General features: G+C 38.1%; 22 protein-coding genes. 7 read left to right on the top strand and 15 right to left on the bottom strand.

What is annotated here, in order from left to right; all coding sequences use genetic code 11:
• Nucleotides 1–32 precede the first annotated feature (32 nt).
• Nucleotides 33–971 carry a hydroxymethylbilane synthase gene (gene hemC / locus F0919_RS09470; RefSeq protein WP_150032505.1) on the bottom strand — a complete coding sequence of 313 codons (939 nt, stop codon included), beginning with the start codon at nt 969–971 and terminating at the stop codon, nt 33–35.
• Nucleotides 972–993: 22 nt separating this feature from the next.
• A complete protein-coding gene (hemA, locus tag F0919_RS09465; RefSeq protein ID WP_150032504.1) occupies nt 994–2,214 on the bottom strand; it encodes a glutamyl-tRNA reductase in 1,221 nt (406 codons plus the stop codon).
• Between the two features lie 149 nt (nt 2,215–2,363).
• On the opposite strand from hemA, the gene hemH reads away from it, so the two are divergent.
• Nucleotides 2,364–3,386 carry a ferrochelatase gene (gene hemH, locus F0919_RS09460; RefSeq protein WP_150032503.1) on the top strand — a complete coding sequence of 341 codons (1,023 nt, stop codon included), beginning with the start codon at nt 2,364–2,366 and terminating at the stop codon, nt 3,384–3,386.
• A gap of 62 nt (nt 3,387–3,448) precedes the next feature.
• On the top strand, nt 3,449–3,991 hold the full coding sequence (locus tag F0919_RS09455) for a CopD family protein (RefSeq protein WP_150032502.1): 543 nt from the start codon (nt 3,449–3,451) through the stop codon (nt 3,989–3,991).
• Nucleotides 3,992–3,993: 2 nt separating this feature from the next.
• Here the strand turns inward: F0919_RS09455 and F0919_RS09450 are convergent, their stop codons facing one another.
• From F0919_RS09450 to F0919_RS09440, 3 genes are all read right to left on the bottom strand, one after another.
• Nucleotides 3,994–4,635, bottom strand: a complete 642-nt coding sequence (locus tag F0919_RS09450) for a class I SAM-dependent methyltransferase (protein WP_150032501.1) — start codon at nt 4,633–4,635, stop codon at nt 3,994–3,996.
• A gap of 3 nt (nt 4,636–4,638) precedes the next feature.
• Complete coding sequence (locus F0919_RS09445) at nt 4,639–5,577, bottom strand: UbiA prenyltransferase family protein (protein ID WP_216629408.1); 939 nt, start codon at nt 5,575–5,577, stop codon at nt 4,639–4,641.
• A 120-nt stretch (nt 5,578–5,697) separates the two neighbouring features.
• Complete coding sequence (locus F0919_RS09440; RefSeq protein ID WP_150032500.1) at nt 5,698–6,561, bottom strand: mechanosensitive ion channel family protein; 864 nt, start codon at nt 6,559–6,561, stop codon at nt 5,698–5,700.
• A 193-nt stretch (nt 6,562–6,754) separates the two neighbouring features.
• Between F0919_RS09440 and F0919_RS09435 the strand changes: the two genes are divergently transcribed.
• The gene (locus tag F0919_RS09435; protein ID WP_150032499.1) at nt 6,755–7,333 is read left to right on the top strand and encodes a hypothetical protein; all 579 of its coding nucleotides are present in this window, start codon (nt 6,755–6,757) and stop codon (nt 7,331–7,333) included.
• A 60-nt stretch (nt 7,334–7,393) separates the two neighbouring features.
• On the opposite strand, the gene F0919_RS09430 is transcribed toward F0919_RS09435, so the two are convergent.
• The 5 genes from F0919_RS09430 to F0919_RS09410 form a co-directional block, all read right to left on the bottom strand.
• Nucleotides 7,394–8,266 (bottom strand): YitT family protein, encoded by an 873-nt coding sequence (locus F0919_RS09430; protein ID WP_150032498.1) that lies wholly within the window; start codon nt 8,264–8,266, stop codon nt 7,394–7,396.
• The gene (locus F0919_RS09425; RefSeq protein ID WP_150032497.1) at nt 8,253–8,846 is read right to left on the bottom strand and encodes an HD domain-containing protein; all 594 of its coding nucleotides are present in this window, start codon (nt 8,844–8,846) and stop codon (nt 8,253–8,255) included. Before F0919_RS09425 ends, F0919_RS09430 begins: the two co-directional genes overlap by 14 nt.
• A gap of 27 nt (nt 8,847–8,873) precedes the next feature.
• Nucleotides 8,874–10,928: an adenylate/guanylate cyclase domain-containing protein gene (locus tag F0919_RS09420; RefSeq protein WP_190277332.1), complete on the bottom strand. Its 2,055-nt coding sequence runs from the start codon at nt 10,926–10,928 to the stop codon at nt 8,874–8,876.
• Between the two features lie 70 nt (nt 10,929–10,998).
• Nucleotides 10,999–13,050 (bottom strand): adenylate/guanylate cyclase domain-containing protein, encoded by a 2,052-nt coding sequence (locus F0919_RS09415; RefSeq protein ID WP_150032495.1) that lies wholly within the window; start codon nt 13,048–13,050, stop codon nt 10,999–11,001.
• Between the two features lie 20 nt (nt 13,051–13,070).
• Nucleotides 13,071–15,080 (bottom strand): adenylate/guanylate cyclase domain-containing protein, encoded by a 2,010-nt coding sequence (locus F0919_RS09410; protein ID WP_150032494.1) that lies wholly within the window; start codon nt 15,078–15,080, stop codon nt 13,071–13,073.
• A gap of 217 nt (nt 15,081–15,297) precedes the next feature.
• Here F0919_RS09410 and F0919_RS09405 point away from each other — a divergent pair, with 217 nt between their 5' ends.
• Nucleotides 15,298–15,891: a hypothetical protein gene (locus F0919_RS09405; protein WP_150032493.1), complete on the top strand. Its 594-nt coding sequence runs from the start codon at nt 15,298–15,300 to the stop codon at nt 15,889–15,891.
• 76 nt (nt 15,892–15,967) lie between these two features.
• Here the strand turns inward: F0919_RS09405 and F0919_RS09400 are convergent, their stop codons facing one another.
• The 3 genes from F0919_RS09400 to F0919_RS09390 all read right to left on the bottom strand — a co-directional run bounded on the left by F0919_RS09400 (nt 15,968) and on the right by F0919_RS09390 (nt 19,825).
• The gene (locus F0919_RS09400) at nt 15,968–17,821 is read right to left on the bottom strand and encodes an OmpA family protein (RefSeq protein WP_150032492.1); all 1,854 of its coding nucleotides are present in this window, start codon (nt 17,819–17,821) and stop codon (nt 15,968–15,970) included.
• Nucleotides 17,822–17,901: 80 nt separating this feature from the next.
• Nucleotides 17,902–18,558, bottom strand: a complete 657-nt coding sequence (locus F0919_RS09395; RefSeq protein WP_150032491.1) for a hypothetical protein — start codon at nt 18,556–18,558, stop codon at nt 17,902–17,904.
• Between the two features lie 76 nt (nt 18,559–18,634).
• Nucleotides 18,635–19,825, bottom strand: coding sequence for a DUF5723 family protein (locus F0919_RS09390; protein ID WP_150032490.1), 1,191 nt, complete (start codon nt 19,823–19,825; stop codon nt 18,635–18,637).
• A 366-nt stretch (nt 19,826–20,191) separates the two neighbouring features.
• On the opposite strand from F0919_RS09390, the gene F0919_RS18430 reads away from it, so the two are divergent.
• From F0919_RS18430 to F0919_RS09380, 3 genes are all read left to right on the top strand, one after another.
• Nucleotides 20,192–20,359, top strand: coding sequence for a hypothetical protein (locus tag F0919_RS18430; protein ID WP_190277331.1), 168 nt, complete (start codon nt 20,192–20,194; stop codon nt 20,357–20,359).
• 480 nt (nt 20,360–20,839) lie between these two features.
• Nucleotides 20,840–21,463, top strand: a complete 624-nt coding sequence (locus F0919_RS09385; RefSeq protein WP_150032489.1) for a JAB domain-containing protein — start codon at nt 20,840–20,842, stop codon at nt 21,461–21,463.
• Nucleotides 21,464–21,547: 84 nt separating this feature from the next.
• Nucleotides 21,548–21,829 carry a hypothetical protein gene (locus tag F0919_RS09380; RefSeq protein WP_150032488.1) on the top strand — a complete coding sequence of 94 codons (282 nt, stop codon included), beginning with the start codon at nt 21,548–21,550 and terminating at the stop codon, nt 21,827–21,829.
• A 74-nt stretch (nt 21,830–21,903) separates the two neighbouring features.
• Here F0919_RS09380 and F0919_RS09375 read toward each other — a convergent pair whose 3' ends face one another.
• Nucleotides 21,904–22,134 (bottom strand): hypothetical protein, encoded by a 231-nt coding sequence (locus tag F0919_RS09375; protein WP_150032487.1) that lies wholly within the window; start codon nt 22,132–22,134, stop codon nt 21,904–21,906.
• Nucleotides 22,135–22,267: 133 nt separating this feature from the next.
• The gene (locus F0919_RS09370) at nt 22,268–22,777 is read right to left on the bottom strand and encodes a hypothetical protein (RefSeq protein ID WP_150032486.1); all 510 of its coding nucleotides are present in this window, start codon (nt 22,775–22,777) and stop codon (nt 22,268–22,270) included.
• Nucleotides 22,778–22,800 lie beyond the last annotated feature (23 nt).

Here is a 22,800-nt window from a genome sequence, read left to right as displayed (position 1 = left end):
CTTTAGCGTTATCAGGAACCTGAAGGATTATCCTATTTCAATTTGTTCTTTCTTATTAAAGCCAAAACTGCTTCTGCGCCCTGCTCTAAAATATCGGCTGCTGCTTTTCTTCCCGCTTCTTCAAAATCTTTTTCACTAAACTGCATTTTCACTTCAAACTTCTGTTTTCCGTCAGGGGAAAGAATATTTCCCTCAAAAGACATAACACCATTCCTGATTGTCGCCAAAGCACTGATCGGAGTAGCACATCCGCCCATCAATGCAGCAAGAAAATCACGTTCGGCCTGAACACAGGCTGCCGTTTGTTCATGGTTTAAAACTTTGCAGCATTCTTTTGACATTACATCCTCTTCCCTGCAAACTACCATAATAGCACCTTGTGCGGGAGCCGGCAACATCCAATCCAGTTCGAAAGTATGTTCCTGCATCATCTCCATCCTGTGCAGACCGGCGGCAGCAAAGATAGCGCCTTGCCAGGTTTCAGCTTCCAGTTTTTTCATGCGGGTCTGAAGATTGCCCCGGATATTTTCTAACCTATGATTTGGGAAACGATGCCACCATTGAGCTTTTCTGCGAACGGAGCCTGTTGCAATGATACGTTCATTCAATTCATGTTCTTTCCAGTTCAAATAATCATCATTTTTGGCAACCAGTACATCTCCGGTGGGTCCACGTTCCAAAACGGCCGATTGTATGACACCTTGCGGCAATTGAACGGGTACATCTTTCATAGAATGTACGGCAATATCAATGCGATTACTCAACAAATGAGCGTCCAGTGTTTTGGTGAACACGCCTTCTACGCCCATTGCGTACAAAGGCGTAACTAAATCTAAATCACCATCGCTTTTTACGGGAACAAGTTCGCTTGGTATATTATGACGGGAAAGAATTTGTTGTACTTGCTGCGCCTGCCAAAGCGCCAGACGACTGTCGCGCGTACCGATTCTGATTGGTTTTGTTGGTTTCATTTATTAAAAACAAAAATCAGTTTCAAGAAACTGATTCGGAAATATATTTATGCATTGTTTCGATATACCGGCAACCGGGCTTGAATTCCCCTTCTTTCTTTAGCTCCATGGCCATTGTGTTCAGGGCTTTCTGGACATCACATTTATCTTTGCTTTTGTCTGTATCAAACAATAAAACATTCAGCTCATGTAATTTTTCTTTTACAGCCTTAATAATAGGCACATTCTGACGCATGGAATACCATTCAATAAAATCATGAAAATGGAATCCAATGATTGCATTCACTTTTGGTATTTCGGCAGTTCTGTTACGTAATGTTTCATCATTTATTTTTGACAAATCATCTACATTGGCCAAAGCAATATTTTTATTCAATAGTACTGCAGGATCAATATTCTGAGGCACTGCCAAATCTACCAAAATAGTTTGTGCATCAGATGCAAAATCATCTTTACCAAGAATGTAATTTCTTGCATTGGTTGCCACTACAATAACTTCAAACTGGACAAGACTTTCTTTTACATTATTATAATCCAATGTCTGCAAGCCTAAATTATTAGCCAGTTGCTCCGCAGTTTCTTGTGTACGATTGGTAATATAGATTTGTAATGGCGCGTATTCCTGCAATAAATTCAGACAAGTAGTACGGCCGATAGAGCCCGCACCAATCACCAAAATTTTAGCATGGTTATTTTGGCCTAAATTATTCTTTATAAATTTCACTGCCGCAAAAGCCACAGAAACAGAGCCGGTACTTAATTCGGTCTTGCTTCTGATTTCGCGGGAAGATTGCAAGGAAGATTTAAAAAGCCTGTCCATGAACCAGCTGACACGCCCATGTTCTTTTGCTACCTGAATGGCCTGCTTCATCTGACCTACAATTTCATAATCGCCTAATATCTGAGAATCTAAACCGGCAGATACATTGTAAATATGATGAATAGCATCGTTCCCGTTTTTGATATAGGCATTCCGGAAAAAATCTTCGTGCGACCCCACAGTGTGCTGACACAATAATTTTATCAAATCATTGGGACATTTTGCAAAGCCATAAATTTCGGTACGATTGCAGGTAGAAAGAACAAAAAGCTCGTGTACGCCTTGAGCCGGGGCAGTTTTGAGTATAGCAGAATATTGATTTTCGTCAATAGCGTAATTACCTCGCAAAGCGGTGTCGGACTTATGATAACTTATTCCTATCACCCAAAAATCCGAAAGTAATTTCTTTTCTTCTATATACATGCTGCCTTAGTAGTTGCTGCAAAAGTACCTCGCAATTGTGGAACATCCATGCCTCTTTTGTCATAAGATTGTAATTTAAAAATCTATACATTTATAGCAGTAAAACGATGCTTCCACTTACCTTTGCAGCCAAAATACAATATTAAAAAATGACCAATACATCTGACAAAGCATTATTATTAATGAACCTTGGCTCGCCTGATGCTCCTGAAAAAAAAGCGGTCCAACGTTATCTGAACGAATTTCTGATGGATAACAGGGTTTTGGATTTTAATCCGGTTTTCAGATATGTTTTGGTACGCGGCATTATTACACCATTCCGGTCGGAAGCTACAGCAACTGCTTACAGAAAGGTTTGGACAAAAGATGGTTCGCCTTTAGTAGTACTTACCAATAAGCTTGCAGATGCGGTAAGAGCAAAAGTTGCGTTCCCTGTAAAAGTTGCGATGCGATACGGTAATCCTTCGCCCAAAAAAGCTTTCGACGATTTATTAAAGGAACAGCCGGATATTAAAGAAGTGGTTGTATTACCTCTGTATCCGCATTATACTATGTCGAGCTATGAAACAGCTGTGGTTTATGCACAGGAAATTCATAAGAAATATAAGTATCCTTTTACATTGAAGTTCGTAAATCCGTTTTATAACAGGGAAGATTACCTGAATGCATTAGCCAACAGCATCAGGCCTTTTTTAGCGCAGGATTATGATAAAATTCTGTTCAGTTATCATGGCCTGCCTGAAAGGCATATGGTTAAAGATGATATTAAAATACAGAATGCAACAGGGAAAGAAGGTTTTAAAATGCCCGCTTATAATTACCAGAAACAATGCCTGGAAACAACAGATAAAGTTGTAAAGCTGCTGAATATACCTGAAGGAAAATATGAAACGGCTTTTCAGTCAAGGTTGAAACAGGCAGGTAATGAATGGATAAAGCCTTATACACAAGTACGTTTAAACGATTTACCCAATGAAGGTGTAAAGAAATTACTGGTTGTTTGCCCCGCATTTATTAACGATTGTCTTGAGACCTTGGAAGAAATAAAAATGCAGGGAAAAGAAGATTTTGTAGAACATGGCGGAGAAGATTTAATTTATATCCCTTGCCTGAATGATAATGCAGATTGGGTAGATACGGTGGTGAAATGGGCGAATGAATTGATGGATTAAAAATGGTTAATGATTTTATGGTCAAATGGCTATAACAATTCAGCAATAAAACAATTCAAAAAATGCTCTACTTAAAAGCCCTTCACATCATTTTTATTGTTACGTGGTTCAGCGGTATGTTTTATATCGTCAGGCTTTTTATTTATGCTACTGAAGCAAATGAACAGGATGAACCTGCACGCGAAATTTTAGGGAAACAGTATAACCTGATGAGTAAAAGATTGTGGTATGGCATTACTTTTCCTTCTGCAATACTTACTTTAATCTTCGGGCCATTGTTATGGTATAACAGCCCTTACTGGGAGCTATTCCATGATTCAACCTGGCTTCAGGTCAAACTGGTTTTTGTTATTTTGCTTTATATCTATTTCTTTACGCTGCACAAAATTTTCACGCAACAACAAAAAGGCATCTTTGCGTTCAGTTCCAAACAACTTCGCATCTGGAATGAAGTCGCAACTATTTTTCTGGTGGTAATAGTAATGCTGGCTGTTGTAAAAAATGCCGTAAGCTGGGTATGGGGATTGGTGGGATTGATACTATTTGTAATTGTCTTAATGATGGCTATTAAGCTATATAAGAGAATCAGGGAAGGAAAGAAATAGCATCAGGGTTTTATATATACCGCACTTTGAATGAAACCCCGATAGTAAAATGTTTCTTCTTTCAGCACATATTGATGCGCAAAGAAAACAGGTTGCATATTGGTCAGAGCATTACCTTCAACTATTCCGAATAATTTAAAGAACAGGTACATGCTTTTAGTCAAAAGCGATTTCCACCATTTGCCTTTGCCTTCGTTTACAGTAAAATCTGCTATAAGCCAAAGACCTTTTGGTTTTAAGAATGAATGAAGCTTATTGAAAACCAGTGCAGTTGTTCCTTGCAGAAAATTACAGAATAAAAAAGGAGTAAGAATAGCATCAAATTTTAACTCGGTTTGATAGCCTTCTATCGCTGCATGTACGAATTCAACAAGATTATCTCCCGTATCTGCGGTTTTTGCAAGCTTAATCATCTTTCCTGAAATTTCGACATAGGTTATTTTCAAACCGCTATTATATTGCCTTGAAATAGATTCTAAAATCCAACCTGTACCTCCGCCGACAATCAATACATGGCTATCAGGAGGTATGTTTTTCAATGGATGTATTTGTGCATTCATCTGAGCCCGGCCAAAAACCAACCTGCTTAGCCTGTCATAAACAGGCGCAACAATATCGAAGTTATTGGTTAATGACTTCTTCATATTTTAATGCGAGAATTGAACTGCAATAATGCCGCAAAGCGCTTTAAACATAATAATGCCGTCTATCGCCATAAGATAGAACAACAGACCTTTCCTTTTATGTAATGTATGAGCAAAATATATTGTCAGCAGAAACGGCAATATGTTAATAGCCATCTGCAACGCGGTAAAATGATGAAAATAACCGAACGCACAAAATGATATAAGACCAATGGTAGAAAGTGGTATAAGAATATAGTAAATAGTTCTTCTTAACCCGAATCTTACTACAAATGTTCTTAAATGCAGGTTGGCATCTGTAGGATAATCCTTGATATCGAACATAATAGCATTGACTGTACAGAACATCCAGTTTTTTACAAATAACCATGTCCATATATATGGATTGAAATAACCCAGGCCATTTTCTATTCTCAGAAAAATTAATGGCACAATATTGGCACAGCAAGCCCAGGTAAAGCCAATGACAAAAGCTTTTACCCAACCGGTATTGCGCAAATTGTATTTGAAAACAGACTTTGGAATCAGGCCATAGTAAAGGATTCCGGAAGATATAATAATTAACATCACAATCCAGTAGAAAACAGAGAGTGATTCAATATTACGGTAATATTTAAAAATATAATAGGCAATAGTTGCCAGACTGAGAGCTGATAAAGTTAATTGGCTTGCGTTGATGAAATGTTTATGCCTGATATACCACTGTGCTCTTAAATTACTCAAAGGCTGTCCTATGCTTGCTTTTGCGTAAGCATAAGTATAATACACCGTAGGAACGGTAAACAATAATATAAAATAAGGCGCTGTGTTGAATGGTAACTTTAATTGTAATGTAGCTTCAATGCTCAAAGCGACGGCTAATAAGCCCACAAAGTAATTGCCGTAAAAGATGAAGTGAGTGATTTTTGCCGCCATGCAATCAGCCAGATTTGAAAAAATCATTACAACAATAACGATTTGCGCAAAACTACTTTATTCCGGATAAACCCTTTTATAAAATATATTTACACGGCGTCTGCAAAAGACAAAACAAATATTTTGGTCTTGCAGCTTGTATGTTATCTATTTAACCATTTCAGATTGAAAACCGGTTTTCAAATTTAAATCTCTTTGTGGGAACGGAATTTCTATATTGTTCTCATTCAATTTCTTCAATACTGCGAAACGCAATTCGCTTTTCAGATTTTCCACATTGAATTTCTGAGTAGTCCAAAAAAGCAAATCAAACTTTAATGAACTGTCTGCAAATTCAACCAATCTTACAATATTGGGATGGTCTTTATCTTCAAAAATATCAGTATGTTCAATAGCAGCCTCTTGCAGCAATGCAGCAACCAGCCCCACATCGCTGCCATAAGCTACTCCAATACTTATTTTAAACCGCATTAATGCATCCGCATGGCTCCAATTCAGTACGTTATCGTTTATAAATTTATGATTGGGAACAATAATACTGGTACCATCGCGTGTAACAATAGTTGAAGTCCTGATGCCTATTTCAGTGATGCGACCAATGAACTGGTCAACTTCCATCACATCACCGATTTTCACTTTTCGTTCAATCAAAATAAAGATACCCGAAATGATGTCCTGAAATATTTGCTGCAGGCCAAAACCAATACCAACAAGCAATGCAGCCGAACCGGCCAATAAAAATGATAAATTTATATTTACGACATCAAGTACGACGACAATGGTCAATACCCAAATAAAATATTTAATCAGTTGAAAAATAGCATTTGTATTTCCATCCCATACATTTCTGTTTCGACGTATATTGTATCTTGATATCCATCGCCTGATAAAAAACAACATTAGTTTCGTTCCTATAATTATCAGTACAATCATGATAATATCCCATCCGGTTATTACCAATTTTCCGATATTAACAATGTTGCCTTTTAATAATTGATTCAATTCCTCCATAAATAAAAATTTTATCTCTCTGAAAATACTTGGACCATGCTATTGATTTGCAAAAATGTGCATTAAAAATTTAAAGTAAAAAGTTGATAATCAACATAAAAACAAATAGTATGCAAAAAGAGAATATTATAAATATACCAAAACAAATTAAAATTGACTAATTTAGGACGGACATTATCAAAAATTTCACTCAATGAAAAAAATTCTTCAGGCGGGAGTTATAGTTCTTTGTGCAACTATATCGATGACAGCATGTAAAAAGGATAAAGAAGAAAAACCTGATGAAACAGGCCTGTATTATTTCAACTTTAAAGGAAATGAAACTGCCTATAATTTCAATTCTGATTTGCCAAAATATTTAGATGACAACATGAATCAGATTGGCGGCTTTCAGATGAGTAATAATACCAACAAGCCTAATATAAGCCTTGCTATCAAATACGACCATAATCCTACAGAAGCGGAAGTATTGGACCTTGCCGGAAAAACATTTTATTTTGACGGCTCGTTTCCTGGTCCGGTTGTAACATTTGACGGTGGAGCAATGTCGGGCGCTGAGAAATATCATTCCGTAGATACCTTAGCATCTGCGTACAATGTAAAAGTTAATGGCATCAGCTATAAGAAAACCGATACCATCAATACAACCATTGTAGATGTTTACGTTATTAACGGCACCTGTAAAGCTTATCTTGAAAATGATCAGGACGCTAATCTTCATCTGAACGTAACAGAGGGCAGTTTCAATTTTCTTGTTTCGAGGATAAAATAGCGCTTAATTTAAGTTTAGCATTAATGGATAAGGGTAGCTTGAGCAAGCTACCCTTATCCATTAATGCTTCACGATCTTCTTAAGAATGCCACCCGAAGATTCATTGATGGTATGTGTAAATACAAATGCTTTGGAATCTATTTCTGCAACAAGCTTTCTTAATTTTCTTACTTCCAGACGAGTAACTACTGTAAATACAATATCACAATCAGCGCTCACTTCAAAACTGTCTTTCATGAAGCCACGTTCGCCTTTGTAAATAGTAATTCCCCTTCCCAAAGCCAATACCATAGCGGCTTTTATCTTATCACTTTCTGCAGATATAATGGTTACGCCTGTATAAGCTTCTATACCTTCAATTACGTACTTGGTAGTCTGTCCTGCAATGTAATAGGTAAGCATGGCATATAATGCAACTTCTAATTGCAGGTAAAAAGCTGCAATCAAAAAGATAACAACATTCAGGCCAAGAATGATTTCTGTGATGCTAAGGCTGCTTCTTTTCAATGTAAAAAGCGCCAGGACTTCTATACCGTCAATGGCGCCACCGCCACGCATGGAAAGGCCGATACCCAAACCGAGAAAGAAACCTCCGAAAATAGCCACCAATAATTTATCGTGCGTAATTTCAGGAAAAGGCATGTATTGCAGGCATATCGCAATAGCAATAACGGCAAGCATAGTCCTTATAGCAAAATGCTTTCCTATCTGATACATTCCCATTATAATAAGCGGAATATTAATCAACACAATTACCAATCCGAGATGCCAGTGAAATACTTCGTGCAACAAAAGTGAAATACCGGTGATGCCACCATCCAGAAAATGATTAGGCACCAAAAAACTTCTTAATGCAAAACTTGCCGACAATACGCCCAATATTAAATAAATAATATCCTGAACGGGTGTTGCGCTACTTTTATGCTGACTCATTTTTTTCTAATTGTGATTTAATAAGTGCCAGATGCTCTTCTTTCTTAGCCTTTCTGGATTGAATAGCTGTTTGTGTAAAAAAATGATGATTCTCTAAAAACCTAACCTGCAAACGGTTCCAGTCGTCTTTATTATTTATGATACCAAACATGGCCAACTCTTCATAGAGCCTTTCGCCTATTGTAAAAAAATCATCGCGGCCCAGATAGTCCAAATCGGCATCTGCCAATATTTCTTCGAGATGATTGTGCGGAGTCTGCGGAATTTTTGTTGCCATAATCATGCCGCAGATTTTTTCAATCTGCCCGTCAGTATAACCCAGTTCCGGCAAATATTGCTTTGCTATCTCACAGGATTTTCGCTCATGTTCTGCTGCTCCGAACAAGAACCCCGAATCATGAAATAATGCCGCTGTCATCAGCAGCGTGTGGTCTTCACCCGTTATACCTTCATTCACTGCTATTTCATTTGCAGCATTGCATACATCTTTAACATGTGCCACACTGTGATAGGAAAGATGTTGCGGCAATTCATTTTCGAGTTTTTTAAGAATAATTTCTTTTGCTTGTTCGTATTGCATATAAAACCGTTTAAGCCTGAAATAAAATTATTTATTAATGATATTATCTACAAAGTACATATCTATCTCACCTTTATGTTTGGCATCAATTTTGCCGCGATAAGTAAATATAAAGTCGTTGATTGCTAATTTATAGGTCGCTTCAGAGATATTTATTTTGCCCGCTTCACTTGTGCTTTCCATACGCGATGCCGTGTTTACGGTATCGCCCCATATATCGTACGCAAATTTCTTTACGCCCACAATACCCGCCACCAATGGTCCTGAATGAATACCAATCCTGATTTCAAAAGTGTTTGTATGCCTGCTTCTTTCTTTCATAAAAGTAATAATTTCCAGAGCAGCTTTTATAGCATTGTAAGCATGTCTGTCATTATATACAGGAATACCACTGACCGCAAGATAAGCATCACCGATGGTCTTTATTTTTTCCAGGCCATTATGTTCCATAATGTTGTCAAAAGCCTTAAAGCATTCATGCAGTTCAGCAACCAATTCTTCAGCGCCTAATTGTTCTGACATCTGTGTGAAATTCACAAAATCGGTAAATAATACAGAAACATCGTCAAATAACTGCGCCTTGCTTTGTCCTTTTTCTTTCAGCTCTTCGGCAACTTCAGCAGGAAGTATATTCAATAACAATTCATCCGATTTTTTCTTTTCAGACTTCAGCGCTTCGTGTTGCACTTCTATCTGTTCTTTCTGATAAATAACTTCTGTAGTACGCAATGCTACTTCTTTTTCCAATTCTCCTTTTCTGCTTTCTAAAAGATGTTGTTTTTCCTGCTGATGTTCCATTGCTTCTTTGGATAATTGTTCTACCTGAACTAACTTTTCACCCAGCACCTTATTAACTGTTGCAAAGCTCCAGGCAAGGTAAGAAGACATAGATAAGGGAACGCTGAAAATGGCGAGAATAGATAAGCCGATAAGTAAACCGCCTAAATAAGGATTATCGGTGGTCAAGCCATTATTTATAGCGGCAAGACTCATAACAATACCAAAAAATAAAACAAAAAACAGAATTCCGACACCTATGATACGTGAGCCCGGCTTCTTTTTATACATGGCAACAGACAGCAAAACAGCAGCTTCCAGTGCGCATATAACAACCAAACCTACATAATAGTAATCGGCGTAAACGTAATTTATATAAGGAGAAACCATGCCAACGAAACACAATAGCAAAATAATTTTAGGGCGGATTTTATTTCCTCCGAAAAGATAATTCACCAACATGCTTATGGCAGCACATGCCACGCTCGTGGATATATAAGTAAGATTGCCAATAAAATTCGCAAACTTTACGCCTTGTGCTATTATAATTAAATACCGCATAATGATAGACAAAGCGATTCCAAAATTAAACAGACTGAAATACAGGTTTGATTTGTCGGAACGGTAAAACAAAAACAAAACAAGGTGTACCACGAATAAGGTCAGGAAGATAAATCCGCTTGTCAGCAGAATGGCTGTATTGCTAAGGACTCTTGAACGGTATGCATCTATTGCTACGTCTGCCTTGGCTATATTCATTTTGAATCCTCCGTATTCGTTTTCGTATTTTTCGCGGGAGGTGAGGATATCATAATTCTCATAACGGACAGCCAGAACATGCATACCTGTATCCGATATCAGTATAAGAACAGGACTATGGTCGGGATCGATGTATTCATGTCTGCCTTTATTAGAAAATGTTCCATATTGTTTGATCAATAAACCATCAAGATAAATAGCTGAAGCTCCAGGGTGCGATATGGTAAGCGCAAGCGGCATTTTTGTCAATGTACTGTCGGTATGAAAATGAAAGCGGAACCAGCCAATGCCATTGAAGACAGTTTTTAAGCTGGTATCCTTGGGGGCAATTTTTAAGGAATTAAAACCTTTCATCCATTTGGTATCATCAAATTCTTTTGTTGCCCAAAGTGCATTATCGCCTGTGCTGAACAACCAATTTTCTCTGATAGACAATACTTCATTCTGCAATATAGAATCTTTGGTAATCTGCATTATTTCCGAAGACTGTTGCGCTTTAAGGAACAGAGGAAATAATAATAACAGCAATACCGGAATTTTTTTCATACCAAGGTCAAGCATCTAAACAAACAATAACAATAACAATATAGTAAAACATTCTTAAAGCAGAAAAATTTTATCCTTCCACAAAATACATATCAATAGCGCCTTTGTGTTTCGCATCTATCTTACCGCGATGCATGAATGTAAAGTCGTCTTTTACCAATTTATAAGTACTTTCGGAAATATTGATTTTACCTGCTTCGCTGCTGCTTTCCATGCGTGATGCGGTATTTACAGTATCTCCCCAGATATCGTAAGCAAATTTCTTTACACCTACAATGCCCGCTACCAAAGGGCCGGAATGAATACCGACACGCACTTCAAACCTGTTTTCATACTGCTGGTTTCTGATATATGCCGCAATTTCCAGGCCCGCTTTAACAGCATTGTAAGCATGTCTTTCGTTTGCAACCGGCATGCCGCTGACCGCAAGATAAGCGTCGCCGATTGTCTTTATTTTTTCCAGTCCGTTGCGTTCCATGATTTCATCAAAAGCTTTGAAGTTCTCATGCAGTTGCGCTACCAATTGCTGCGGGTTCATGAGTTCCGACATTTGTGTAAAATTTACAAAGTCTGTAAACAGCACGGTTACATGATCGAACAATTTTGCTTCTGCCTCACCCTTTTCTTTCAGTTCATTTGCTACTTCTGCAGGTAAAATATTTAATAACAAATCATCCGATTTTTTCTTCTCTGTTTTCAGTGCATCGTGCTGTAACTCTATTTGCTCTTTCTGACGCATTACTTCAATAGTACGAAACGCCACTTCTTTTTCCAGTTCTTCTTTCCTGCCTTCCAGCAATTGCTGTTTCTCTTGTTCTTGCCTCAATGATTTCTGAGATAATTGTTCCACCTGTTCTAATTGCCTGCTCAGGTTTTTATTAATACTGGAAAAACTCCAGGCCAGATAAAAAGAGATAGAAACAGGAATGCTGAACACCGCAGAAACGGCAAGTAAAACAATTAAAAAGCCTGTAAGACTCTTCCATTGCAGTTCTGGCACTAAAATTGAGGAAATAAGAATTACAACAAATAAAAACAAAAAGAAGCATAAGATTCCGGCACCTAAGATTTTAGAGCCGGGTATCTTTTTTATCATAGCCAGAATAATGAGCACTATAGCTTCCGAAGATGAAAAGATAACTAGTATATATGCAGCAAGTGGTGTAATATTATTTGACAGGATGAACAAAACTGCGACTATAACACAACATAATATTACAAGATAATGGCTCCACTTTTTCTTCTGAAAAAGATTGTTTACAAATGCACTAAGCGAATAAGCTGCAAGTATAACCGCCCATATTGTAGCATACATTGCAAAAGCGATATATTGCATCTTACCGGCCGTTAATCCTACATAAATTGAAAATGCCAATAGCGCAATAGAACAGTTAAACAGACCAAAATAAAAATTAGAAGTACCACGCTTATAGAAGAAGAAAAGCATGAAATGAATAAAGGCGAGCGTAGCAAACAAACAGGCGCTGCCAAAAATAAAAATAGAAGTAATCAGCGTTTTACTGCGATAACTTTCAATAGCATCTTCTCCTACTTTTAACCTCACATGAAAACCGAAATCACCGTCTGATGAAAACCAGTTACTATTGTCAACCACTTCATAGTTTTCATATTTTACTGCAAGCAAGTGCGGACCTGCCTTGTCGATGCTAAATACAATAGGATATTCCTGCGGATCAATGTAAAGATGCTTCTGAGCAGTTTGAAATTTACCAAATTGATGCAATAATTTCCCATCCATATAAATAGCAATCGCTCCGTCATTTGAAAGCGTGAATGCCATCAATTTACCAAGCATGTTGGAATCAATGTATATCTCTTTCCTGAACCAACCTATACCTTTGAAGCCTGCCTTTATAAATTGCTTAGAGCTGTCTTCCTCAAACAATGTGGCAGTGTGCTTCCAGGAAGAGTCGTTATATAAAGGAGAAGCCCAGCTAATATCATCACCGGAATGAAATTTCCATGAATCATAAAGGCGTACATCTTTATGCTTTTGCGTAAAGCTATCCAAAGTGATTACCTGAATTGCCGGAACGGCAGGCTGTTGAGCCTTCAATGCAAAGGGTAATAACAGAAGAAGAAATAGTATTAGTTTTTTCATGTTGAAATTTAGAATCGTAATTAAATACTGCGCACTTCTCCTTCTACAAAATACATATCAATAGCCCCTTTGTGTTTCGCATCTATCTTACCGCGATGTATAAATGTAAAGTCGTCTTTTACTAATCTGTAAGTGCTTTCGGAAATATTGATTTTACCTGCTTCGCTGCTGCTTTCCATGCGTGATGCGGTATTCACAGTATCTCCCCAGATATCGTAAGCAAATTTCTTTACACCTACAATGCCCGCTACCAAAGGGCCGGAATGAATACCGACACGTACTTCAAATCTGTTTTCATACTGCTGGTTTCTGATATATGCCGCAATTTCCAGCCCCGCCTTAACAGCATTGTAAGCATGTTTGTCATTTGCAACAGGCATGCCACTGACCGCAAGATAAGCGTCGCCGATTGTCTTTATCTTTTCCAGCCCGTTGCGTTCCATGATTTCATCAAAAGCTTTGAAGTTCTCATGCAGTTGCGCAACCAGTTGCTGCGGATTCATGCGTTCGGACATTTGTGTAAAGTTTACAAAGTCTGTAAACAGCACGGTTACATGATCAAACAATTTTGCTTCTGCCTCACCCTTTTCTTTCAACTCATTTGCTACTTCTGCCGGTAAAATATTCAATAACAAATCATCCGATTTTTTCTTCTCGGCAATTATTTCCTCTGTTCTTAATTTTACTTCCTGCTCCAATACTTCGTTTTGATTGGCAAGAATTTCCTGCTTTTCTTTTTCCTGCGCAATTGTTTTTTGTGAAAGTCTGTCCACTTGTTGCAATTGCTTGCTGAGGCTTTTATTCAGATACGCAAATTCCCAGGCCAGGTAAGCGGAAATAGAAAAAGGTATGCTGAATAAGATTAATATCAGAAGCATAATCAATAATATTCCCTGCAATGTAGCCGGAGTGACCTCAAAATGGCCGGAGGTAAGAAAGCCATATAAAAACAAGCCTGCAATGGAAAAAAAGAAAAACAAAATACCGCAACCTAATATATGGGAGCCTGGTATTTTCTTTCTCATTGCAATAATGATTTTAATAACAGCATCAATTGCAGTAAATATAACAAGGAAAATAAACAGGGATTGGCCTACAATATCATTATTATAAAAAGAAGACAGAAATAACAGCACACCCAAAACAGTAATCAATATAAAACCCCACTTTTTTCTGTAATAAAGGGAATTTACAAAAGCATGCAAACTAAGGCAGGCGGTAAACAAAGCTATCAGCATTGCAAACAGCGCTATTGTATGCACCCATTCAAACTTGATGTTGCTTAATGCAAAAATACAACCGAACATCACGCTCATGGAAAGATTAAACAGGCCGAAATTCAGATTGGCACTTGATTTCCGGTAAAACAAATAGAACATGAAATGCACAAATGCCAATGCTAAAAATAAAATCAGCACGCCATACATTATAGTAAAAGAAATATAGAGCCCGTTCGCATAAAGCTCTACAGCAGCGTCGGCGTATTTGACATTTATGGCAACTGAAAAATCAGAAGCAAGGGAGTTGGCACCCGGTGTAATTACAAAATAATTCTCCAGGTGAAGCATCAATACATGTCTACCCGGTTGAGCCAGAGAAAAAATAACCGGCTCCAGCTTTGGGTTTACATATTTCGCTTTAGTAGTTACAGATTTAAAAGTTCCGAAAGTATGGATAAGCTTACCGTCCAGATAAATATCAAAAGCGCCATAACCGTTAAAGGAAAAAGCAAGTGGTTTATTGGTTAACCCCGAATCAATATAAAATTCTTTGGCAAACCAGCCAATGCCTGTGAAACCGAGTTTATGCAAAGTGTCATTGAGATCCTCGCCTGACAATGTTGAAAGTGGTTTCCAGGAAGATAAATCAATCGGTTCTTTACCCGGTATATATTGAGCCGTAAATTTCCAGTTTTCGATAAGGGAATTACCTGAATATTTATTCAACAAAACCGTATCAAGATGCAGCACTTCCCGGGCATTACAAAAAAAGGGCAATAAAAAAAGCAATGTAAAAAAAAGCTTCTTCATAATGGTTGGTTTTGGTTCACCTGCTTGTAAAATACAATATAGGGATAAGCCTCAAAGATAATCGGTTATGCCAAAAAATAAAATACAGGTGCATTAGATTTAATAAGCGGGAGAAGCAGCCATTCTTTATTTTCATTTATCAGACATTACTGCCAATTTTTATCGAAGTATTTACTACATTCGGCCCGCGTATTTATTATTAATTCTAATCCTTAAAATGAAAAAAATCCTATTGTACTCTGGGCTTGCCCTGAGCATGGCCGCTATGGTTTCCGGTTGTAAAAAAGATGACGACAATAATAACCCAGACCCAACTCCCACCAATCCTTATTATTTTAATTTCAAGGCAAATGGTACCGCCTACAATTTCAGTTCGGCAACGCCACAGTATATCTCATCGGATGAAAATGTAATCGGTGGATTTCAGGAAACAAGTTTCCTTACTTATCCATCCATAAGCCTTTCCTTCAAATACGACCATCATCCCACAGAAAGCGAGGTTTTAAGCCTGGCAGGAAATACTTACCATTTCGACGGTTCTTATCCTAATCCTTATATGGAATTTGATGGCGGCAGCACCAATGGTTCGGAGCAATATTATACTTCTGATACTACCACAAACAATCTTAGCGTCAAAGTAAATTCAATCAGCTATGTAAAGACAGATACCACTATCTTCAACATTGTGGATGTGTATGTAATAAACGGTACCTGCAACGCTTTTTTGCAACCTTATCAAACTATTTCAACTTATCCTTTTATAAACGTTACAGAAGGAAGTTTCAATTTTCTTATTTCAAGGGTGAAGTAAGTAAATCCCAAATAAACAAAACAGGCTAACACTTTCATGTTAGCCTGTTTTGCTTAAACATTACCGTTATTCCGGCTTATTTCTCTTTGAATATTAATTCTACCCTTCTGTTTTGACTTTGTCCTTCTTTAGTGTCATTTTCTACAATAGGTTCAGCCTCCCCCAGGCTGCTAATCTGCATGTCATCACTGCTTACACCTTTACTGTTCAAATAGGCAGAAATGCTTTTGGCGCGGTTTTCGGACAGGATTAAATTGTTTGCAACACTTCCTGTTTTATCCGTATGGCCGGTTATAACAATTTTTAAATCTTTATGCTGCATTAATTGCGAAGCATAGTAATCAAGCCTTTTACGATACACTAATTTCACATTGCTTTTACCTAAATCAAACAAAATAACGTACGGTGGCAATGCCAGTAAAGATTCCTTTTGTTTATCGATAACATTAGTTACAGTTACTACAGAATCTTTTACTATAGTTTGCTGAACAGTGTCACGAACTATTTGCTCTACGGTGTCCGATATTCTAAGGGTATCTTTAACCATTATTGTATCTGTAAGTCTGACCGTATCAATGTGGCTTATAGTGTCCGAAGGCCTTTCTACAAATACGGTATCATGCTGAATTACCGTTTCTGTTTTGGTTTTGCCAACGTCAATACCAATAGCTGGAACAACAGCTGGCAAAAGGCTTCTTCGGGAGCTTGTAGCCTGGTTGTTATTATTTTCAATAGTACTTTTTAAAGACCTGATTTCTGATTTCAATGCGTTTATGCCTTTCTCTGAGTCGACATTTCCACTGCCGGGTAGCTGATTGCTCTTATCAGGCGAATTTGCAGGAGTGACTGTGGTTTTATCCAGTTGATTAGTCAGGCTTTCATTCTCTTTTTGCAAAGCGGAAAGTTCAGCCCTCAACTTTGAAACTTCATCGTTATCCGAAGCAGGAGGCAAATTCTTTGAAGCTTTGCCTGCATCCATTTTATTTTTGACTGAATCCTTCGATTGTTGTGGCGAAATCGCGTTTGTATCGGAAGCTGTAAGCAGAGTGTTTTTGCTGACAACAGCGCTGTTTTTTAAGGAATCTTCCAAAACTTTGATCTGTTTCTGAAGTAAGGCAATATCTTCGTTGCTTTTGTTGTCGTTATTTACAACAGGAACGGCCACCGCATTACCCGTCAGGAAGCTTTTTGAGCCTTGACTGATATTGGTTTTATTGTTCAACGAATCATTCGGTTGCGAAACTTGTTTGGTGCCTGAAATAGTCAGTAAATCGTTCGAAGTTTTACCGATATTGGTAGTATTCTTTAATGAATCTGCCGGATACGGAATACGTGCCTGAAGTTCCATCGTATCTTTTTTGACACGCACCAATTCGTCCGACACTGTATCTGTTACTTCTTTATTTACCACAGGACCAATTACAGGATTACCTGTCAGGAAACTTTTTGAACCTTTATTGACATTGGTTTTACTGTCAGATGAATCATTTGATTGTGAAACTTGTCTGGTGCCTGAAATAGTCAGTAAACCGTTCGGGGTTTTACCGGCATTCGTTTTATTTATCAAAGAGTCATTTGATTTCAATTGTGAAACCATCTCTTTGTTTTTGGCTATCAGCACTTCGTCAAAAATTTCAGCGGTATCCGGCTGGTTTATCAAAGAATCTTTTTCCAATGAAATAACCTGTGTATTATCTTGAACCTCCAACATCCTGTCTTTTACAGCATCAGCGACAATATCTCTTTTGTTGTCAACAATTGATGTGTCCACAACTGTTTTAAATGTTTCTTCCCGGATGTAAGACCGAGCCAAAGTATCTGAATCAGGAACATTGCTGCCGGAAATTATCCATTGCGTAGCATCCGCCAGGCTATCCAAAGCCTCATTTTGAATTACAAGGCTGGAAAGCTGTGCCTGCAACTCTGCCATTCTTTTATTGTAATAAGCATTATTCAGGCTATCCTCTTCATTACCTGATAAGCCATAAGCCTGATTTATCTGTGCCCCGGTTATTGTGTCATTTTTTTTTTACTGCCCGGTTGTAGGGCTCCGTTATTGATGCTGTCCTGCTGCTGTTGCTGCATTCTCTCCAATACTTTCTTTTTCTCCTCCATTTGCAGTTTAAGGCTGTCAATCTGTTTTTGAATATTGTCCAGTTCAGCCTTGCCTGAATCTGGTTTTGCAACCGGAACTTTAATAATTACAGAGTCGCTGCCCATGTTTGCAGCCGGCTGAACACTGTATGTCTGAACCGAAGCAGGCATAGTGCCGGGACTGTTATAATTGTTGATGATAATATTGATAGGCTGCACAGCAGGTTGACTCCTTTCAGGAGCAGGAGGCGTTTCTTTTACCTCTGGCTGCTGCGGTACTGCCATGTCTTTTACCTTTTGTTTCTCCGGTGCTGCCACAGAGTCTACGGCATTATCTATGCTGGTTGTATCAGGCATGTGATTATCATCATTATCACTGAATGTCTTTTTCAGCCACATATTTGTTTTGCTTGGTTTGCCGAATGCCAACGGAATCTTCAACCCTACGTGTATATCTGCTCTTTTGATGTTGTCTTTCCTCAGCATGGAGTACAAATTGGAAGTACCTACAAATACAGGCCCTACGCGCACTGTGGCGCCTGCACTGATTTCATTACGGTTATTAATGGCCACGGGAATGTATATACCCGCTGTTTTACTTTCCCAACGGGGCGTAACGGCATAATAATCGGGTGTGTTGATCCTGAAATCAGCAATTATTATTAAATGCTTTTACGGGCTTGTACATCATTCCGTTTATATAAAAACCTCTGTATAAATGCACATCGACCTGAGCAGAAAAAGCAGTTGGCAAAGCCACTGAAAACTCTTTTGCGCCTGAAGTATAAGTACCATGATCAGCAATTACAGCATCGAGGTCTTTCAGGTTTTTGGTATTGATGGTATTCAGGTTTATCTGATCATTGATAGAAAAGTTGCGGGCTTCGGGTGTGGACTGAAAGTTAAACTTACCGACATCGAGTAAGGATACACCTACTTTAAAGGTGTATTTATTCCTGTCCCGACGTTTTGCAACTTTCAAATTGTAGTCACTATCATATTTTAGAAATTTGAAGTTTTCTATTTGTCCGCGGAACTCATATACCAAACCCATATCAAAACCGAAAGCAGATGCATCGGGCCTGAATGAGGAATTGATACCAGCCGATATGTTTGTGGCGCTATGCCCGTACCTGATTTCAGGAGACTGAATATAAAGCATGGAATCGTTGTCTGCTCTTACATTCAAATCATCCGAATTGAAATAAAACGAAGACACGCCGCCTAAGTATTTTGCAGTAACACCGGCTTTCAAAAAGTGCCTTTCATTGTTGAGTAAAACCTTGCCGTAGGTAAATCCGATTTCAATCCAGTTGAGGCCATTTATATCCAGGCCGTCGGTTATATAGTTCTGTCCGTATAGCGAGGCATTGCCCCATTCATCATAGGCTTGTTCGGCCAATAAAGGATTCAGGTTTTCTATGCTTATTCCGGTTCTTGATTGGATGTTTAAGGCTATTCCTGAATTTTTTCCGGTTGTAAGTAAAAGGGAAGGAAAATTAATCCGGTTATTGGCTTTTACAAAAACATTCTCTCTCAGATAATCATCTTTCCGTAATTCCTTCGCCTTAAAGTCGCTGAAATTATCATAACCCTTAAAAGAAAAAAAGTTTTGGGTAAAAAAGCTGCGGGAAAGCCCGACATAATTATTATGGAAACTTAATGATGTAGAAACAAGGTTTACTTCAAATTGATATCTGCTGTCGGCTACATTTGCCGGTTGTAACATTACGGATTGAATGCCTCCGTAATTACCGGAAGATAATCCGAGATAGTCCTGAGAAAATGAATTGCCTGTTGATGCTAAGATTAAAACGCTGATTAGTAGTATATTTTTCATAATATATATGCAGTCTTTTAAGGTTAAAAAGGTCTATGCATATAAGTACTACAAAAATTATGCCAAAAATCAATATAACATGAATATAAATAATTTCAATAACTAAAAAACACCTCATAATCATGCCCTACATTGCATGAAAAAGCAAAATACCTGTAGAATAATTATGTATTTATCACAAACAAATAATGGCTAATGGCTAATAATTATGCGTCTATTGCAAGCTAACCGAATGCTAAACGGGCGGCACGCCCGCACAAGCGAGGATTCGTGCACCTACAGAAAATTGAAAGCAGTTAGCAAATATTTGACTTTCCATCCTAAATTTTAAGGTCTATTCGCCATATTTTTAAAGCACCTCATAATATGTTTAAGCCTTTTGATGATATTTTTAACTCCCCTGACGAGGCGTTTAAGTCTTTTGATGAAGTTTTTAAGTATTTTAATGATGTATTTGGCTTATTTAATGATGTGTTTAAGTCTTTCGATGATGCGTTTGGCTTATTTAATGATGTATTTGGCTTTTTCGGCTAAATGGAGCATTTAAGCAACTGAAAAAAGCTAAACAACTAACCTCATCAGCTAAAACTTTAGGTACAGTAGGTTAATTTTTTAAGGAATATCGCTAAATGATTAATGTTTACTGACTATCCGCATGTGGAAACAAAAACAGCAAACAACAAACCGAATTTATCCCGTAGGGATTTAATATTGGTAGCAATGTAGATTACATATTATTGGTTTGTCCTGTAGGGACAAGATTGAATAGCCGCATTTGTTTTTGTCCATTTGTAATGATGCAATGTGACCCCGATGGGGTCTTAACAGAGCGGTTTAAAATATGCTACCAATATTAAATCCCTACGGGATGATCTAAATATTTTGTTGCCTGCATGCGGATAGTCAATTAATGTTTTTTCTATTTTCCGGCATTAACAATTTGCCCCGATGTTGGAACAAGGTTTTCTGCAATTCATGGAAAGCCTTATATTTATGCCTTATACTGAGTGTGCAATGAACATACGTTTAAAAAAAGAGGAGAAGATAAAGGTTTTGTGTGCTGAGGATCTGTACGGCATTATGCAGCGTATATTGGTGCGTGAAAGCAGGATAGACCGCAACCGCGAGCATTTGTGGACGGTAAGCCTGGACACTGCTTACCGCATACTGAACATTGAACTGGTAAGTCTGGGAACGGTCAACAAGACATTGGTGGAACCGATGGAGGTGTATAGCATTCCGTTGCAGAAAAGAGCGGTTAAGGTTATTTTGGTGCATAACCACCCCAGCGGCGAGCTTAAGCCGAGTGAGCGTGACAAGGACATTACCGACCAACTGATACAGGTGGGCAGGATAATGAATGTGCCTTTAAAAGATCACCTGATCATCAGCGAGACGGATTATTACAGCTTTCTGGACAGTGGCTTACTGAACGAACTGGAACAAAGCCTTAAATATGTGCCTGCTTATGAGATTAAAAAGCGGTTAGAAAAGATGGCGAAGGAAATTGAGAAAGCAGAGGAAAAGGGCAAAAAGGAAATTGCCCGTCAGATGAAGAAAGAAGGTTATGCTATAGAGGCTATAATGAAGATAACGGGTTTGAGCAAAGCTGTTATTACGAGGTTGAAGGCAGAGTGATTTGATTGTTTTTATTTGAAATAGTCATGAAAACGTAAGTTCGGCGGTAAAGCAACGAGTGAATGGCCTTGTGCAACGAGTGAATTGCCTTGTGCGTCGAGTGAATGGCCCTGTGCGTCGGGTGAATTGACCTTTGCGTCGGGTGAATGGCCTTGTGCGTCGAGTGAATTGACCTGTGCGTCGAGTGAATGGACCTGTGCGTCGAGTGAATGGCCTCATGCAACGAGTGAATGGCCTTGTGCGTCGAGTGAATGGTCCTGTGCGTCGGGTGAATGGCTTATTTCCGTAGAGCGCCTTGCAGGACACTCTGCGGGGACAAACACAACCTATTGTCATTCCGTCAGGAATCTATTGTGGGTATTATAGATTCCTAACGGAATGACAAAGAACGATGATTACGTGTGCTGAACAGGCGGCACGTCCGCACAAGCGGGGGAATCTTATATTGCATCCCGTTCAGACTTATTTAATGCCATTGCTTTAACCTCTTCAGGACTATAAGATTTCTCTTCTCCATTAAGATATTTAGCTCTTTCTTTCTGAATAAGCTCTTTCCTAAGCGCATCAGTATCTATTTCTTTTTCCAGCAATACATATATAGCCTCCAAATGCTTATCATCTGCACGTTCAATATAATTATGAAGCTGTTCTTTTATCATTGCCGTATCCATAGCTATCTGTTTTGATATAAATTTAAGACTTTTTTGTTTACGAGTCTGATTTGCTGATTGATTTGGCGCTTGATCACAGGTGTCCCACACTTTTGAAGTGTGGGACACTTGTTGAGTTCTATTTTAATAGACACTATAATAAACAACTTGCGGCCTTAGTTATTTTTTTAGCATTTTTTTCCGGAATATCTATAGAATAAGCTGATGGCCCCAAATAAACCTTAACTGCAATTATATTATTGGCAGATAATCTTATAATATCTTCCTTTGTTACTGCATAGAAAGGGTTATAGATGGATATAATAGATCTGCCATTTCCAATTCCTACCACATCAGATGCAAAGGATGATTTATCGACAGCAAATAAAATAAGTGGCTTATCATTTTCTAAAGCTATCATTAATGTGTCACCTTTATTTATGCTCTCTTCCATAACTCCTGGAAATGTTACCTGTAAATCCATTGAATAAATTGTGTCTGTCTTTGCTAAACCGATTCTCCAGGTTTTCAGAAGCTCACATGACATTCCGAGTGTTAATTTACCCGTAAATGGATCTTTCTTTTCTAAAAAGTATTTACATTTTTGAGCGAAACTAAATGTGCTGATAAATAGCAAAACTGATAATAGTATGCATTTCTTCATTGACAAGGTTTTTATTTTGGAAG

The sequence above is a fragment of the Taibaiella lutea genome (assembly GCF_008629695.1).
GTDB lineage: Bacteria > Bacteroidota > Bacteroidia > Chitinophagales > Chitinophagaceae > Taibaiella > Taibaiella lutea.
Note: the sequence above shows the minus strand (reverse complement) of the source record. Positions and strands in the feature narration are given on the sequence as shown.

What these genes read in the sequence shown, in the direction of transcription:
- hemC (WP_150032505.1), bottom strand. Translation starts at nt 971, where the DNA reads ATGAAACCAACAAAACCAATCAGAATCGGTACGCGCGACAGTCGTCTG.
- hemA (WP_150032504.1), bottom strand. Translation starts at nt 2,214, where the DNA reads ATGTATATAGAAGAAAAGAAATTACTTTCGGATTTTTGGGTGATAGGA.
- hemH (WP_150032503.1), top strand. Translation starts at nt 2,364, where the DNA reads ATGACCAATACATCTGACAAAGCATTATTATTAATGAACCTTGGCTCG.
- F0919_RS09455 (WP_150032502.1), top strand. Translation starts at nt 3,449, where the DNA reads ATGCTCTACTTAAAAGCCCTTCACATCATTTTTATTGTTACGTGGTTC.
- F0919_RS09450 (WP_150032501.1), bottom strand. Translation starts at nt 4,635, where the DNA reads ATGAAGAAGTCATTAACCAATAACTTCGATATTGTTGCGCCTGTTTAT.
- F0919_RS09445 (WP_216629408.1), bottom strand. Translation starts at nt 5,577, where the DNA reads ATGATTTTTTCAAATCTGGCTGATTGCATGGCGGCAAAAATCACTCAC.
- F0919_RS09440 (WP_150032500.1), bottom strand. Translation starts at nt 6,561, where the DNA reads ATGGAGGAATTGAATCAATTATTAAAAGGCAACATTGTTAATATCGGA.
- F0919_RS09435 (WP_150032499.1), top strand. Translation starts at nt 6,755, where the DNA reads ATGAAAAAAATTCTTCAGGCGGGAGTTATAGTTCTTTGTGCAACTATA.
- F0919_RS09430 (WP_150032498.1), bottom strand. Translation starts at nt 8,266, where the DNA reads ATGAGTCAGCATAAAAGTAGCGCAACACCCGTTCAGGATATTATTTAT.
- F0919_RS09425 (WP_150032497.1), bottom strand. Translation starts at nt 8,846, where the DNA reads ATGCAATACGAACAAGCAAAAGAAATTATTCTTAAAAAACTCGAAAAT.
- F0919_RS09420 (WP_190277332.1), bottom strand. Translation starts at nt 10,928, where the DNA reads ATGAAAAAAATTCCGGTATTGCTGTTATTATTATTTCCTCTGTTCCTT.
- F0919_RS09415 (WP_150032495.1), bottom strand. Translation starts at nt 13,050, where the DNA reads ATGAAAAAACTAATACTATTTCTTCTTCTGTTATTACCCTTTGCATTG.
- F0919_RS09410 (WP_150032494.1), bottom strand. Translation starts at nt 15,080, where the DNA reads ATGAAGAAGCTTTTTTTTACATTGCTTTTTTTATTGCCCTTTTTTTGT.
- F0919_RS09405 (WP_150032493.1), top strand. Translation starts at nt 15,298, where the DNA reads ATGAAAAAAATCCTATTGTACTCTGGGCTTGCCCTGAGCATGGCCGCT.
- F0919_RS09400 (WP_150032492.1), bottom strand. Translation starts at nt 17,821, where the DNA reads ATGGCAGAGTTGCAGGCACAGCTTTCCAGCCTTGTAATTCAAAATGAG.
- F0919_RS09390 (WP_150032490.1), bottom strand. Translation starts at nt 19,825, where the DNA reads ATGAAAAATATACTACTAATCAGCGTTTTAATCTTAGCATCAACAGGC.
- F0919_RS18430 (WP_190277331.1), top strand. Translation starts at nt 20,192, where the DNA reads ATGTTTAAGCCTTTTGATGATATTTTTAACTCCCCTGACGAGGCGTTT.
- F0919_RS09385 (WP_150032489.1), top strand. Translation starts at nt 20,840, where the DNA reads ATGAACATACGTTTAAAAAAAGAGGAGAAGATAAAGGTTTTGTGTGCT.
- F0919_RS09375 (WP_150032487.1), bottom strand. Translation starts at nt 22,134, where the DNA reads ATGGATACGGCAATGATAAAAGAACAGCTTCATAATTATATTGAACGT.
- F0919_RS09370 (WP_150032486.1), bottom strand. Translation starts at nt 22,777, where the DNA reads ATGAAGAAATGCATACTATTATCAGTTTTGCTATTTATCAGCACATTT.